Genomic DNA, 14,746 nt, shown 5'->3' on the forward strand with positions numbered 1-14,746 from the left:
GTTGATGTGATGGATCGAGAAACTCTATTTTGTAATGTTATTCGTCTTGGGATATTCCACTGTCGGTCGAAAAAATATACTTGCCAGTGATGCGTGAGTGTTGGTAAGAACGGCGGCGAGTCGTGAGTCTTTCCGGCGCAGTGCAATTTTAATATTGTCGATAAATAATCGCTCTGCGAGACTCAGAAAAAATGAGGGGAGTCCATTTTTTATTCTTATTCGAAATAAATTGTTTCTGATCCCGTAGCGATGTTTTAGAAATGTTTTTCGGTCCGCGTCGAAAAAGTCATCATTCTCGTTTTTCTCTGTATGGTGCTCGACTATGCTCTTGAATGCATAGATGCCTAGCATTCCCCCGGTCGTAATTCGCTCGGTGTATTCGAGGTCGTCACCCCAGATGAACATTTCCTTGATCGGGAGACCGAAATTCAGTGCCGCATCTTTTGAGATGAGTACTGAAACGAACGAGCAGGATCGTATCAGTAGGCAGCTGTGCTCGAGATGCTTGTTAAATGGCTCCCCCGAGGCGTGAAGTCGAACCCCCGGGAGGTTCATTTCGTGCGGAGTGCCGTCTTTCCAGATTACATGGCTGCAGACGAATCCTATATTATCAAGCGGGGCGCGTGAGACTGTAATTAGTTCGGCGAGTGCTGTTGGCCGCGCCACACAATCGTCGTCCAGAAGCCATAGCCAATCGTAACCGTCTTCAATTGCTTGCCGAATCCCTCGATGAAATCCACCAGCCCCCCCTTCATTAACGGGCAGGTTCAGTATTTTGAAATTTGAATTCAAATCAAACTTGGCTTCATTGAGGTACCGTGAAGTATCGTCGGTACTGGCATTGTTGATGATATTAAAAAGCATCTGGCAGAATGGTTTGCTTTAAAAGAGAATCGATGGCTTTTTTTAGATAATCGCATCTATTATACGTAACCAAAATTGCGGCAGTTTTTGGTTTAGGGGCAGGTGCATTCTCGTGGATTACTGTACGCATCTTTGATTTTTCGATAGAGTCCAACTTTTCCATGCCACCATTTACGATAAATATAGATGTTGCTGTTGAGTGTTTCGAATTTTTCTTGTGCGACTTGGTACGAGCGAATTATAGATAATAGAGGGTCGGTTGCTTCGAACGATGGGAGATGCCTGGAAAATGTCTCTGGGCGTTTGAAATCGAATCCGCTGAAATGCATGAATATCAATTCTTCTCCATTGGCCTTGAGTTCGCCGTCCTCCTGGTGAATTTGACGCTCGTGTAAGTTCCAGTAACCTATATTCATTCCAGGGTGCCGCGAAATCTTGCAACCCGAATACAGTGCTGGCACGAGGTCTAACCATCGCTGATCACCGCACATGCCGTTGTCGGGATCGTTTCTTCCATGCACTGCTACGTGGTCAGCCCACCAATCCAGAAATGAGATTCCTTGTGAGTTTCCCTGAACTCCAAGGAAACCAGCGTTGAAGACGCCGCCGCGGAGAAGGCTTAGGGCTTTGACGCCAAATGATGTTTTGCAACCGAAGGGTTCGAGATAATGCGGGGTGAGTAGTATGTCGGCTGAATCAAGTTCTCCGAAAATTCCTCCGACTTTTCCCGTGAACCATATATCAGTATCAAAATAAAGCACCGAGCTATGCGCTTGAAGTAGATACTTAAATATTAAAGGCTTCAGTGCCCAGCAAAGCTCGGCGGGAGTGTACCGAGCCGCGATTTTTTGCAGCTTTGTCGCTTCTACGACCGTTTCAACACGGATGACCCTAGCATTGAGAGATTCGGTCATTGGAAGGTCGAATGATGCGCCGACGACAAAAAGATACTTATCGACGTTTTGCGAATTTTCGGCAGACGCGCTAATAAAGCTGCTGAAGAAGGCGGCGGCCTGGCCAATATAATTTGGCGTGCAGATTGAAAAAATTGCATTGTCGGCCACGTGCTGATTTTCCTTCATGAGACGTTCTTGCAAGATGATCAATTGCTTCCGAGTGAGCATTTTTTCGCTCGATGGTCAAAATGCATTCAGCCAAAATTTCAACAAACGACCGTTCGACGAGAAGTTTGAAATTTGAAAGGGGAAAAAACGACTTTCCCCATCTGAGACTCTCCGGTTCGAACGCCATTCTTTCTGCAATTGGCAATGCTGGCACCCTTGCGGTTACGTCGCTCGGGTTCGTCATTCGGTATGTCGCGATCGCAAACTTCGAACTTCTTCAGAATCGACGATAAGTGTCGCGGAATCACGGCGTTGCGTCCAGTGCCTATGCCTTGCGGCCGGCTGTCAATTCAGTCCTCGCCAGACATGGCCTTCGGGCGGAACGCCGACGGTACAGGTCGTCGTTCGGTTGCTTCCATCTCGGCGTCGGGCATCAGCAAGGGCACATCTTCTGGTGTTGGGCAATGGATCCTTCGCCCCGCACTACTTCAGGTGGCCTGCTGCGCGAGTATAGATCATCTTGGTTGCTACATTGCCCAAGTACCGGAGGGGGTGGAGCTGCCGGAGAGCGAGGGAGGATTTCTTGGCGACGTGGTAGCTTGGTCTCTCCGATCGATGATGGATGTCGCGGGAGGGGGGCGGAGCAGGCCGTCTCGCGAGCCAGGTACGAGAATAACCTGTTCTGCTCGGAAAACTACGCGAAGGGCATTCGTTTAGATCAAAACTGAATTACTATGATGCATGTAAATTGATAGCTGTCGAAGATTGATCGTGCATCTGACGATACATCCAGAATTCGCTGCGCGGCCCGGTGGGCTACCATGCCGTGACGAGAAAGGTTCACGGCTTGTCAGTCTCAGTGGAGGAGCAAAGGTGAGGCCGATTGTATGGGATTGTTGAGGTGCTACATTTAATTTATAGTCGGATTATTGTTTTTTGTGATTCAAGTGAGCTGTGTTGAAGGTCGATTGCTTCAACATAAGGGTTGCTGGGAATTACCGGGTTTAAAAAGGATATGCGTTAATGATAATCGATTTTTCTGACCAAAACCTGCCGATTGGTGTTAGCGGTGTTTCTTTTACTGAGTCATTTGGGCGTTGGACTGATGGGCCGCAGGTCAGAATGACGGTGCCTATCAGGGCGCTGCCTCTGGATGCCCAGATTTTAAAATTTGATATTACTCTGTCCGCGTTTGTTCCGCCGGCAGTCGGGGTTCAAATCGTCGACGTATTGGCAAATGGATCTCGAATTGCGTCATGGACATTTCAAAAACATGCGGAATGGAGTACGAAACACTTCTACCTCGAAAGAAAGCGATATGAAAATGAATTTGAGCTGAAGCTAGAGCTCTTGATTCACTATCCTACGCGTCCAGCTGACCTGGGTGCCAATGATGATCCGCGGATGCTTGGTGTTGCAGTCAAGTCTCTGATGATTAACGGTGTGGAGTCTTTTGATAATGTGAACGGCCGGGCCGCAAGCCAGTCGGATTTTTCGATTTTGCCTGGAGGGGATGAGTCCGATGCCGAAAAAGCCAGGCGCGACGATCAGAAATGGTTCTTCCCAAACCAACTGACGGTCGGAGGACGGAGCGGAGGGAAGTTTGCGATTTTAGGTACTTGCGTGGCCGAGGCAATGGTCAACGATGTACGGATGTTTACGGGTAACGCGGCTGATCATTATCTTGTCGGCTCATCTTTAAATGACGTGATGCCGGATATTTCGGGGCGAGGTTACAACGCAGCTGTTGTGCATCTCACGTTGCGTCACGTTTGGCATTACATCATTCCTCGACCTTATGATGATTTGATGCATGCAAGAATGTCGGAGGATGAGCAGCGCTCATTGATTGATTCGGCGAGGGAGTTTCTTCATAAATTGGTCGCTAAGTTTATGGCGGAACTCCCTGCAGGTATGCCTGTGTTCTTTATGTCGTTCATAGAGCCGCCGGCAACGCTCAGAGGATTGTTTTGGAACAATAGAAGGACGTCGCTATATTATCTCGTGCGATCGATGAACGATGTCTTGGCCGAAATTCTAGATAATATTTCGAGTGGATTTTATTTGGAAGTTAATGATATTCGCCAGTATTACGGGGATATGTCTAGCTATGATGGCTATGAGTCGTACTTTGTGCATGGCGCGAATTTTAGTGGGGAATTTTCCGCGGCGCTCGGCAGTAGAATTGAGCAGGCGCTCCGGGTTTTGAATCCAAATCAGCCTATCAAATTAATTGTTACAGATCTCGATAATACCTTGTGGAAGGGTGTTCTTGCGGAAGAGGAGGAAATTATTCCGAGTGAGCTGGTGGACGGTTGGCCGCTTGGATACGCAGAAGCTTTGCTTGAATGTAAGCGAAGAGGAATTTTGCTGGCGATTTCAAGCAAAAACGATGAGAAGTTCATTCGTGAAAATTTCGCCAAGGTCTATGGCGAAAGGCTCGTGCTGGACGATTTCTGCTCTATAAAGGTGAGTTGGAATCCAAAGTCGGAAGGCATTCGTGAAATTTTGAGCGAAGTAAATCTTTTGCCGCAGAATGTGCTTTTTATTGACGACAATCCGCTTGAAATCGCTGAGGTGAAGCAGGCGCTTCCGGATATTAGGGTTTTGACGGGTGAGCAGCGTTTGTGGAAAATGATTCTACACTACTCGCCTGAAACGCAAGTATCGGTCGTAACTGAGGAGTCTGCCAAGCGTACCGAATTGATTCGCGCGAAAATTGACCGTGAGCATGAGTCAAAGGGAACGGATCGATTGACGTACCTGAATTCACTTGGGATAAATGTAAAAGTATCGATTGTGAATTCGCGGGCTGATGCTCGATTTGCTCGATCATTCGAATTGATCAATAAAACAAACCAATTTAACACTACTGGGAAGCGATGGAGTGAACAGGAGTGTGAAGAATTGTTTGCTGACGGTGGAGAGCTCGTTTCAATAAATGCCTCGGATAAACATGCTCAGCATGGGTTAATCGCAGTTGCAATTGTTCGGCATAATCATATCGAGCAGGTTGTGATGTCGTGCAGAGTTTTCGGTCTGGGTATAGAGACTGCCTTGTTGAATATTTTGATGAAAAGGATGCTGACGATGTATTCGGAATCCTTCGGTCGCTTTCAGTCCACGGGGCGGAATTCGACTTGTGAAAATTATTTTCCCAATGCCGGATTTGAGCTAGTTGACGGAGTATATCGGGGCAACAAGACCCCTGAGTTCCCCGCGTGGATTGCAGTTGAGGAAATGGCTGGTAGCTGAAGATGTTGGTTTTTGTTTTTTTTGAATTTCTGCCTGTCTAGGGATAGGTGTGGCCTCGTAAGGGTATATCTTACGACGGAAGCCGGGAAGTCGCATGTGCAGATTTCCCGGCGATGCATGCAGCTTGTGTGCGCGACGGCAGCGTGTCGAAAGTCCAAGGACTCGTGATCCAACAGAGTCGGTATTGGAATATTGCTCCTGTTATTGATGCTGTGCGCCAAGCACCCATCAGACAGTTTGGTTGGTTATCCGGATACGTCCGGGAATATTTCATTTCGTTGCAGTGGTATTTGGAGCAACTGCCCGAGAGGTTGCCACAAGCAACGGATTTCCGAGATGCTTGGCGCGGTGCCGAGTACTGAGCTACAACTGTCGACGAGTAACCGACCGGTCGGGAGCGGTAAAATGCGGCGTGATACGGGAAATGCCCGTCTGGCTTAGCGAAAGGTTTTGAGATGAGCGGAGGCCGACGGCGACTCAATAAGTTGACAATAAAAGACAGGCGCAAGTGATATATAAGTGGCCTCAGCGTGCAATGGACATTGTTCCGACGCGGAGGGTTGTAATTTCATCAAATTAAGCATATCTGGCATATTAACTGACCATGCGATTGCGGCGTATTTTGGAAAGACTGAAGGAAAGTCGGGCGAGGAAGGAGATGGTGAAAGTTCTGACAATAGATTTTTCTGACGAAATATTGCCGATCGCGAATAGTGGTATATGGTTTGCAGAGGCTTTCGGTCGATGGACCGATGGGCCTACCGCCAGAATTGATTTGCCTGGCAGTGCGATCTCCTCCCACGCTGTTATGCGGGTAGATATAAACGTTTCGGCGTTTATACCGCCGAGTATCGGATGGCAAAAAGCAGATGTTTTGCTCAATGGTGTTCGGGCAACAACATGGTTGTTCTCACGAGGCGACAAGCCAACGACTCGAAGTGTTTATTTCAAGGTTTCGGCGAGTGGTGCGGATCTAGGTATCTCGCTTGAGTTGGTGATCCATTGTCCGACCAGGCCAATAGATGTTGATAATGCACTTAGTGATTGTCGCTCATTAGGTCTCGCACTCAAATCGCTTGATGTATATCAGGTTAAATCAGAGGGAAGAGTTGAGCATAATATTCTCGATCTTGGATTGTTTGAGGGGGAGAAGATTTCGCCAAGAAGCGAGTTGAGGCGAGCTGATCCAAAATGGATGTGTCCAACGGATTTGAGATTGGAGGAAGACGGCGCATACAGGTATTTTGCCGTTATCGGAACGTGCACCGCCGAGACGTTGGTCGATATTGCCCATCGGACTTCGCACAAAGCGGATCATTTTTTGATGAATTCGTGGTTGCCTAACGAGATACCAAATATATCGAGAGAGAAATACGATTCGATAGTGGTTCAGTTGACGCTGCGATTTGTTCTTTATCAGATAATTTCTCGTCATGAAGATGACCTGATGCACGTGAAAATGTCGGAGAGCGAACAGGCGGCTGTACTGAGGGATGCGAAGGAGCTCTTAAGGCAGTTGGTAGAAAAATTTATGTCGGCTTTGCCTTTTGGTACCCCCGTTTTTTTTACATCATTCATTGAACCGCTGGCCACTCATCGAGGGCTACTTTGGAATAATCGAAAGACATCTTTGTACTCCTTGGTTCGTTCGATGAATGATTTTTTGGCTGAGATTCTAGAAAATACACCGAGCGGCTACTACATCGAGGTAAACGATCTTCGTCAGTATTATGGAGATATGATTAGCTACGATGGGTATCATAATCACTTTACACACGCGGCCAATGATGATGTCCAATTTTATTTGGCGCTTATTGAGCGTTTCGATCAGGTATTGAGGATTCTTGATTCGAAGCACCCGATCAAGTTGATTGTCACTGATTTGGACAATACGATGTGGAAAGGGGTGTTGGCCGAAGAGGATGAGATTGTCGCGACGTCGCTCGTTGAAGGCTGGCCGATGGGATACGTTGAGGCGCTTATGGAGTGCAAGCGACGTGGTATTTTGCTTGCAATATCAAGTAAAAACGATGAGCAATTCATATTGAAGAATTTCTCGAAGGTTTGGGGTTCGCGAATTACGCTTGATGATTTTTGCTCAATTAAGGTTAACTGGAATCCAAAATCTGATGCCATCGAAGAAATTCTACGTGAAGTGAATTTACTTCCGCAGAATGTGTTGTTTATTGACGACAATCAGCGCGAAGTCGATGAGGTCAAGCAAGCTTTTCCTGAGATTCGGACGCTTTCAGGTGACCAGCGACTCTGGAAGATGATCCTTCATTATTCACCCGAAACTCAGGTTCGTGTCGTAACGGACGAATCCGCTCGTCGGACGGAATTGATTCGTGCAAAAATCGTTCGAGAGCGAAAATCGGAGGGCGTCGATCGCCTTGCTTATCTCCAGTCGTTGAATATCAAGGTGAAACCCAGCATAATTGCTAACCGTCATGACGCAAAATTCACTCGCTCTTTGGAATTGATAAACAAAACGAATCAATTCAATACTACGGGAAAGAGGTGGACTGAGCAGGCTTGTGAGGAGCTGTTCGAGGGCGGTGGCGAGTTTGTAGTCTTCGATGTGACGGATAGGCACGCGGGACACGGAATAGTGTCGGTTGGAATTATCAGAGATAGTATAATCGAGCAAGTGGTGATGTCATGCCGTGTCTTCGGCTTAGGTGTCGAAACGGCAGTGCTGAACTTTGTCATGACCAAGCTGTTGAGCGAGCATGCCGAGGTGAAAGCAATATATAATGAGACCGAAAGAAACGCGGCGTGCAGAAATTACTTCGCTGGCAGCGGTTTCCATGTCTGTGACGGCGGCTATCGCGGAAGCGCCGCCCCGGAGCTTCCTGTATGGATTGCTCTCGCACTATTGAAATAATGTTGAGTTTTGCTTAGCTCCGGGATTTCTTCATCGGATGAGGTGGTGTTGCGTGGTATGGTTAAAAATTATTGTAAGTAAGTCCATCGGTTTTGTGATCGACATGCCGATGCCGCATGAGGAGTTTAAATAAATTGACAGTTGTTGACGGTGCCTCCGAAGTTGAGGAATGCTGAAGTCGAGTTTATTTTTTGTGCTTGTTGGTTTGTTAAATTGTAATTTTGGCTGAGAGAGGAGCGCGTTATGCAGTCCGATGTTTTTCCGGGGAAAATACGGCAGACAATGGTTGTGGATTTTTCGAAAGATCCAGTGGCAATCGCCAACGAGGGTTTGTCATTTCCCGAGCCGTTTGGTCGTTGGTCTAGAGAGGCGGTGGTGCGATTCGTCATCCCTGGACACGTAGTTGCGCCACGGACCTTGATGAGAATCGATATCAATATGTCTGCATTTGTGCCGCCGAATGCGAAAGAGCAAAAGATTGATCTATTTGCGAATGGTGTTCGAGCCGCCGGATTCACATTTGTCGAGAAAGATGTGTGGGTCCAGGAGCAAATATTCTTCAAGCCCGCCGAGACGGACGCGACGAGCGGAATCACGCTTGAATTTCTGATCCATCATGCAACACGTCCCTCGGATATTGGTAAGAGTGATGATGAGCGCGCACTTGGATTGGCGTTTAAATCCCTGGAGGTCTATCAGGTCGAATCGCTCGGAAACAGGAAGGTTGACGTTCTTGATTTCCATCTCCTGAAGAAATTGGGTGCGTCCGTAAAGCGTCCTTTCGATTGATTGAGAGTGCTGATAATCGCTTGGCAATCGCTGGAATAATAAGATAATTGAAGCGGGAAGCGCGGATAAGTAGGCTGATATCTAGCGGGCAATGGAGGTACGTGCGCAGTTTGCCGAACTGGTCAAAATTTACGGTGAGCTCGATTTACTTCCTTTGCTTTTTTTGCGCCTCGTGAGACCACAAGATTGGTTACATCTTGCCAGTTCAAGATATTTCTGGATTCGGTAGAATTTGAATCCGTCGAGGCATGCCGTAACAGTTCATCTGTTTTCACGGCGCGCCACGACCTGTTTCGAGCAAGGTATTAGAAAAATCGACGCGCTGGCTTTGACGACGTCGAACAGTCTCGAATCGATTCCGCGTTTACTGATGTGGTTTCCCGGGTACGGATTGCAATCGTACCCTTGCAGCCATCCAGTCGGTGCTTGCGCAAATGCTACCCGGAGTGAGCTCTCAATCTCGACTCCGTGTGAATATGTTTTCATCTCGCGTGGGCATGCCTGCAACGTTTTCTCCGGTGTTTGAGAGAGTTTATATTTAATGAAATGTGACGAGCGGCGACAACTCGTAACTCCGTTAATTGTCTAGCTTCGATAGCACTTCTCATTGATGGACGCCCAAATCCATCCCTCGAGCAGGCAGAAAATTTTTTGCCGATGAGCGGTACTTCCAAAAATTCATAGGTGAATCGCAAACCGGATCGCGAGCATTGCAAGCGGCTAGTTTGGCCGCCCTTGTGATTGCCTTTTAGATCGCGTGTGTCGGGGAAATTCGGCGGTTGACCCCCGGGGTTTGGCAGATACCTGGATTAAATCTGACAAATCAAGAACGCACAGGGTTAACCCGAAATGGGTTGCGCGATTCCTTGGTGAGATTGATTTCAGTATGTCAAGAATCGTGACGTGTCTTTCGCCTTGGCGTGGCTGAATTGCAACATCTCTGTGACATTTTGTTTCGTTTTCTTTCCTGTCTGTCGAGAAATCTCTATTTGCTATGTCAATATATGCAAATTGTAAGATTTTGCGCTTGAAAGCATAAGCCTGTAGAAAGCCTGGTTTGTCGAGCGGCCGGGTTACTACGGTCTACGGTAGCCGAACGGGAACGACCACGCAGCTGGCTGCCTGAGCCGGCGCGATCGTGGCAGTCGAGAGATCATGAGCATCAGTGAAATTTTCCGAGTGGTCAGAACCGACCTCACCGGGGGCGAGCAGGCTCCAGTGTCTGCTTTGCGGAAACCTAAAATATTGAGCATCGGTGGATGTGTGACCGAAGTGCTCGCCGGGAGGATGAGTCTGCTCGCAAATGCCACGCATTTGTGGCGCGTCAGCGTACCTGGCTTGATGTCGAAGAAGGTGGATGGGCGAACTTACTTTGAATCACAAGATCACCGACTGTCTGAGCGCATAAATTTCGAGTTAACAAAGCAGGCGCTGCGAAAACTCAAATCGGGTGGATACGAATTTTTGCTTTTCGATCCAACCAGTGATTTTACTAACGATTTTTTCGAGAAAGACGGCTGCATTATTTCCGACATGGAGTCGGAGGCGCTAGGGCCGAATTGGAAGTGGCCTGATGGGTTTATGGATGATGGGTGGGTCAGAATTTCTCCGAAAAGTCATCAATACTTGGAAATTTATTTTCATTATCTCAAAGAATTGATTGAATTATCTGATGAAATTGGTGTTCCGCTTATTATTATGCGGCGGAGAACTTGCGTCAACAAAATCACTGTCGATGGTGTGACTGGATTGGGGGATCCGGAGTCATCCGAAATCAATTGGTGGGTTGATCTGCTTTGGAAAAAAATTGATAGCTTACTGGCGAAATTGAACGTTCTCGATTTGAACGGGCGTTTTTCAGTCACATCCTTTGATGCTCCGTATGGTGAGGCGAAATTTCATCCAATTGATGAATTTTACGATTACGCGGCCTATAAATTGATGGGACTGATGAGGTTTAGCGATGATCTAATTTCAGAAGTTACGTTCAATAGATATAGGGAAAGAGCGAGCCGCCGTTTGGCTATTCATTCAGAACGAGATAGGCTGGTTCACGAGCGGGATGGGCTGGTTCACGAGCGGGATGGGCTGGTTCACGAGCGGGATGGGCTGGTTCACGAGCGGGATGGGCTGGTTCACGAGCGGGATGGGCTGGTTCACGAGCGGGATGGGCTGGTTCACGAGCGGGATGGGCTGGTTCACGAGCGGGATGGGCTGGTTCACGAGCGGGACGGGCTGGTTCACGAGCGGGACGGGCTGGTTCACGAGCGGGACGGGCTGGTTCACGAGCGGGATGGGCTGGTTCACGAGCGGGATGGGCTGGTTCACGAGCGGGATGGGCTGGTTCACGAGCGGGACGGGCTGGTTCACGAGCGGGACGGGCTGGTTCACGAGCGGGACGGGCTGGTTCACGAGCGGGACGGGCTGGTTCACGAGCGGGATGGGCTGGTTCACGAGCGGGACGGGCTGGTTCACGAGCGGGACGGGCTGGTGCACGAGCGAAGTGGGCTGACCCACGAGCGAGACGGGCTGATTCATGAACGGAATGCGCTGATCCACGAGCGAGACGGGCTGATTCAAGAGCGCCATAGCTTGGTGCATGATCGGGACGCCCTTCATTCGTCTCTCGATAATCTTGTGACCGAGCGGGAATCCATATCGGCTCGCGAGATCGAAAATGCGCGTATTGCAAGCGAATGTCACAGGCAGGAACTGGCGACGATCTCGGAAGCTCGAGACAACGCGCTTGCTGAAAATGCTGCGACCATCTTGGCGCTAGAAGAATTACAAAAATCTTACATTGATCTCTCGCGCAGGCATGATGAATTGAGTTCTCAACGGGACCGTCTTTTTAACGAATTGCGGTTGGACGAAGGGCCCATGGCCTTGCGCGATGTGCTTCCGCTGGCCAGGGCATGGCGGCCTGTTATCAAGGGAATCGGGAAGGCCAAACGATTCTGGCGGCGATTGATCGCGGTGTAGCGGTAGAAAGGCGAGCGTCCCGGCGAGCTTTGTGCATCGGGATTTCATGAGCCTGTCAGGGCGTTGTACTGCGATCACTAGCCGATGGGCAGTGCGACTTCAAATGTCATGCGCGATTTCGATCTCGTTGTCGACCACGCCAACTAAATAAGCGCTTGCGGCGGGGCGAGGGTGTGCGTCACCACGCCGAAGCCGCATCGCATGGTGTGGCGTTCACGAGACGACCGCGCGCAACGCCCGCATCGTGCCGGGCGATGTGGCCAGCGTGTCGCGTCGACGCTGGAATCTTGCCGCTACCGGGTATTTCGAGAGGCCGTTCGCGTTCCCCTTGGCTGGCGCGGCTCAATGGCTTGCAATCGTCAAATGAACGAGCGCGGAAGCCAATCGGCGAGGGTGTCGATACCCGGGGCGGCAACTTCACTGCCGCCCAAGCCTGAAGCTGGCCGGTCCTCTGTCATGCACCTGATAAGTCCCTCGCCACTCCGTTTGGGAGTCGGTGCGCAGTAATGCATTTGTCAGGGTGTGACGCAAATGAGACAAAGATATCTATCTGCCCGACTGCAGGGCGCTCTGCCACGCCCGATGGCTTGTTGCGGCGAGCGAGATAGTTCGTGCAGCCCTAACGGCTCAGTGGCGGAATAAGGCATACTTCAGGGCGCTGCTTTCCGTCACATCCACTGCCTGGCAGTGATGCTCCACTTACAGATCCACAACAAGTGTCCGAATAAAAATAGCCATCTTTCAATGTGACAATCGATGAACAGCGGCAAGTTGAAAGGTGAGACACGTCAACTCACTGATCTCCACCAAGATCCACACGACTCGGTGAGAGGCCGGTTCACCGAACGCACCCATTGATATTGTCTGGATGGCGATGTTTGCCGGTTTTCCCATTACTGCATCGTTGATCTATGAGTCGTTCTTTCCTTGCCTTGCAAGGCACGGCGTCCCCGTTTTTCAGCCAGCTCGCGCATGTTCTTGGCAGCCGCGGCCACCGTGTGACCCGCGTTAATTTTTGTGGCGGCGACTTGGCCTACGCCGGTGGGGGCGCGGCTTGGAATTATCGTGACAAGGCGGAAGGCTTGTCGGCCTGGTACCGTCAGATCGTCGAAGCCAACGACTTTACCGATGTCTTCCTGTTTGGCGATTGCCGTGAAATCCATCGACCGATACATGCTGTCGTTCAGGATCTCGGCCTGCGCGTACATGTGTTCGAAGAGGGCTATGTTCGTCCCCACTGGATCACGATGGAGCATCACGGCGTCAATGGCCGCTCGTTGCTGCCGCGCGACCCCGATTGGTATCGCGACCAACGCAAGCATGTCCCGCCCGCGGCCTTTGGTCATCCGACCGGCTATAACCTGAAGGTACGCGTGTACCACGATATCGCCTACCGTCTGGCGAACGCGCTGCACGCCCGCCGGTTTCCGTACTACAGGAGCCATCGCCCCAAAAATGGTTTCCAGGAATACGCTGGCCTGGCCTATCGCGCCGCCCAGTCGCGCGTTCATGCCTGGGAGGCCGATCGGATAGCACGGGAATTGCTGGACGAGAAGCGAGAGTATTACCTGTTTCCGCTTCAATTGAACTCCGACGCGCAGATCGTCGCGCATTCTCCATTCGACGGCATTTGCGCTGCCATTTCGGCAGTATTGCGTTCATTTGCTCGCCACGCCCCGTCTCACGCGTGGCTTGTTATCAAGAACCATCCGCTGGACACGGGCCTGATTGCCTACAAGCAATTTGCAGCGACACTTGCTCGGGAGCTTGGCATCGACCAGCGCATGCTTTTTATCGATGCTGGTCATCTTCCCACCTTGCTTGACAATTCCCGTGGGGTAGTCGTCGTCAATAGCACTGTGGGTTTGTCTGCCTTGCACCACGAGCGGCCCTTGATCGCGCTTGGCACGGCGATTTACGCTATACCCGGCCTGACTTGGCAAGGTAGTCTCGACGATTTTTGGACGCAGGCGGATATCCCGGACATGCATCTCTATCGTGCCTTTCTTGATTACGTGATGCACCACACGCAAATCAACGGTGATTTCTACACAAAGTCCGGTATCGAGATGGCCGTGGCGGGCGTCGTCGCCCGTGTGGAGGAGGTGCATGGGTAGCGTTGTCGAACCGCGCCATGTCGTTATCACCGGCGCAAGCGCCGGTATCGGCCGTGCGCTTGCGCTGACTTACGCTCGACCGGGTGTCGTGCTCGGTCTCGTCGGCCGCGACATCGAGCGGCTCGACGCGAGTGCCTCGGAATGTCGTACACGCGGGGCTGTCGTTATTACGGGGCAGTTTGACGTGCGTGATGCCGACAGCGCAAAAGCGTGGCTCGACGGCTTCGACGAGGTCCATCCGATTGATCTGCTGATCGCGAACGCGGGTGTTGCGAGTACGCTTGCCACGACGAACGACTGGGAGGGGCTGGAGCGCACGGCGCGGGTGGTCGATACGAATTTTTATGGCGCCCTGCATGCCGTGCTGCCTGTCGTCGACCGGATGCGCGAGCGAGAGCAGGGCCATGTCGTTATGGTCGCGTCGCTGGCCGCGCTGCGCGGGATGGCGATCTCGCCGGCTTATTGTGCGAGCAAGTCTGCGATCAAGGCGTATGCCGATTCCGTCAGGCCGTTGCTCAAGCGCAATGGCATCCGGATGTCAGTGGTCTTACCCGGATTCGTTGAAACGTCAATGAGCGACGTATTTCCCGGCGACAAGCCATTTCTCTGGACAGCGAACAAGGCAGCGTCATATATCCGTCGCAAACTCGAGGCCGGACGCACCGAAGTTGCGTTTCCCGGTCTGCTGGCGTTCGGAATGCGCTTGTTGCCGCTGTTGCCGCCGTCACTCGCCGACGCAATTCTCGACAAGTTGTCTTATTTTCCCAGGGAGGAAGACGTCAAGTGAC

At 50.6% G+C, this 14,746-nt stretch carries 9 protein-coding genes; 7 read left to right on the top strand and 2 right to left on the bottom strand.

Annotation, left to right across the window (positions count from 1 at the left end):
• Positions 1–24 precede the first annotated feature (24 nt).
• A complete protein-coding gene (locus tag KEC55_RS03585) occupies positions 25–864 on the bottom strand; it encodes a glycosyltransferase (protein ID WP_282506770.1) in 840 nt (279 codons plus the stop codon).
• 92 nt (positions 865–956) lie between these two features.
• The gene (locus KEC55_RS03590; RefSeq protein WP_282506771.1) at positions 957–1,946 is read right to left on the bottom strand and encodes a hypothetical protein; all 990 of its coding nucleotides are present in this window, start codon (positions 1,944–1,946) and stop codon (positions 957–959) included.
• Positions 1,947–2,951: 1,005 nt separating this feature from the next.
• Between KEC55_RS03590 and KEC55_RS03595 the strand changes: the two genes are divergently transcribed.
• From KEC55_RS03595 to KEC55_RS03625, 7 genes are all read left to right on the top strand, one after another.
• Positions 2,952–5,183: an HAD-IIIC family phosphatase gene (locus KEC55_RS03595; RefSeq protein WP_282506772.1), complete on the top strand. Its 2,232-nt coding sequence runs from the start codon at positions 2,952–2,954 to the stop codon at positions 5,181–5,183.
• 658 nt (positions 5,184–5,841) lie between these two features.
• Entirely contained in the window at positions 5,842–8,070 is a 2,229-nt protein-coding gene (locus tag KEC55_RS03600) for an HAD-IIIC family phosphatase (protein WP_282506773.1), read from the top strand.
• Positions 8,071–8,313: 243 nt separating this feature from the next.
• Positions 8,314–8,859, top strand: coding sequence for a hypothetical protein (locus KEC55_RS03605; RefSeq protein ID WP_282506775.1), 546 nt, complete (start codon positions 8,314–8,316; stop codon positions 8,857–8,859).
• A 2,062-nt stretch (positions 8,860–10,921) separates the two neighbouring features.
• Positions 10,922–11,371 (top strand): hypothetical protein, encoded by a 450-nt coding sequence (locus KEC55_RS03610; protein ID WP_282506776.1) that lies wholly within the window; start codon positions 10,922–10,924, stop codon positions 11,369–11,371.
• Positions 11,350–11,841 (top strand): hypothetical protein, encoded by a 492-nt coding sequence (locus tag KEC55_RS03615; RefSeq protein WP_282506777.1) that lies wholly within the window; start codon positions 11,350–11,352, stop codon positions 11,839–11,841. Before KEC55_RS03610 ends, KEC55_RS03615 begins: the two co-directional genes overlap by 22 nt.
• Before the next feature lie 911 nt (positions 11,842–12,752).
• Positions 12,753–13,958, top strand: coding sequence for a capsule biosynthesis protein (locus KEC55_RS03620; protein WP_282506778.1), 1,206 nt, complete (start codon positions 12,753–12,755; stop codon positions 13,956–13,958).
• Entirely contained in the window at positions 13,951–14,745 is a 795-nt protein-coding gene (locus KEC55_RS03625) for an SDR family NAD(P)-dependent oxidoreductase (RefSeq protein WP_282506779.1), read from the top strand. The genes KEC55_RS03620 and KEC55_RS03625 overlap by 8 nt, the downstream gene beginning before the upstream one ends.
• The last annotated feature ends 1 nt before the right edge of the window (position 14,746 follow it).

The sequence above is a fragment of the Burkholderia cepacia genome, assembly GCF_029962485.1.
In the GTDB taxonomy this organism is placed as follows: Bacteria; Pseudomonadota; Gammaproteobacteria; order Burkholderiales; family Burkholderiaceae; genus Burkholderia.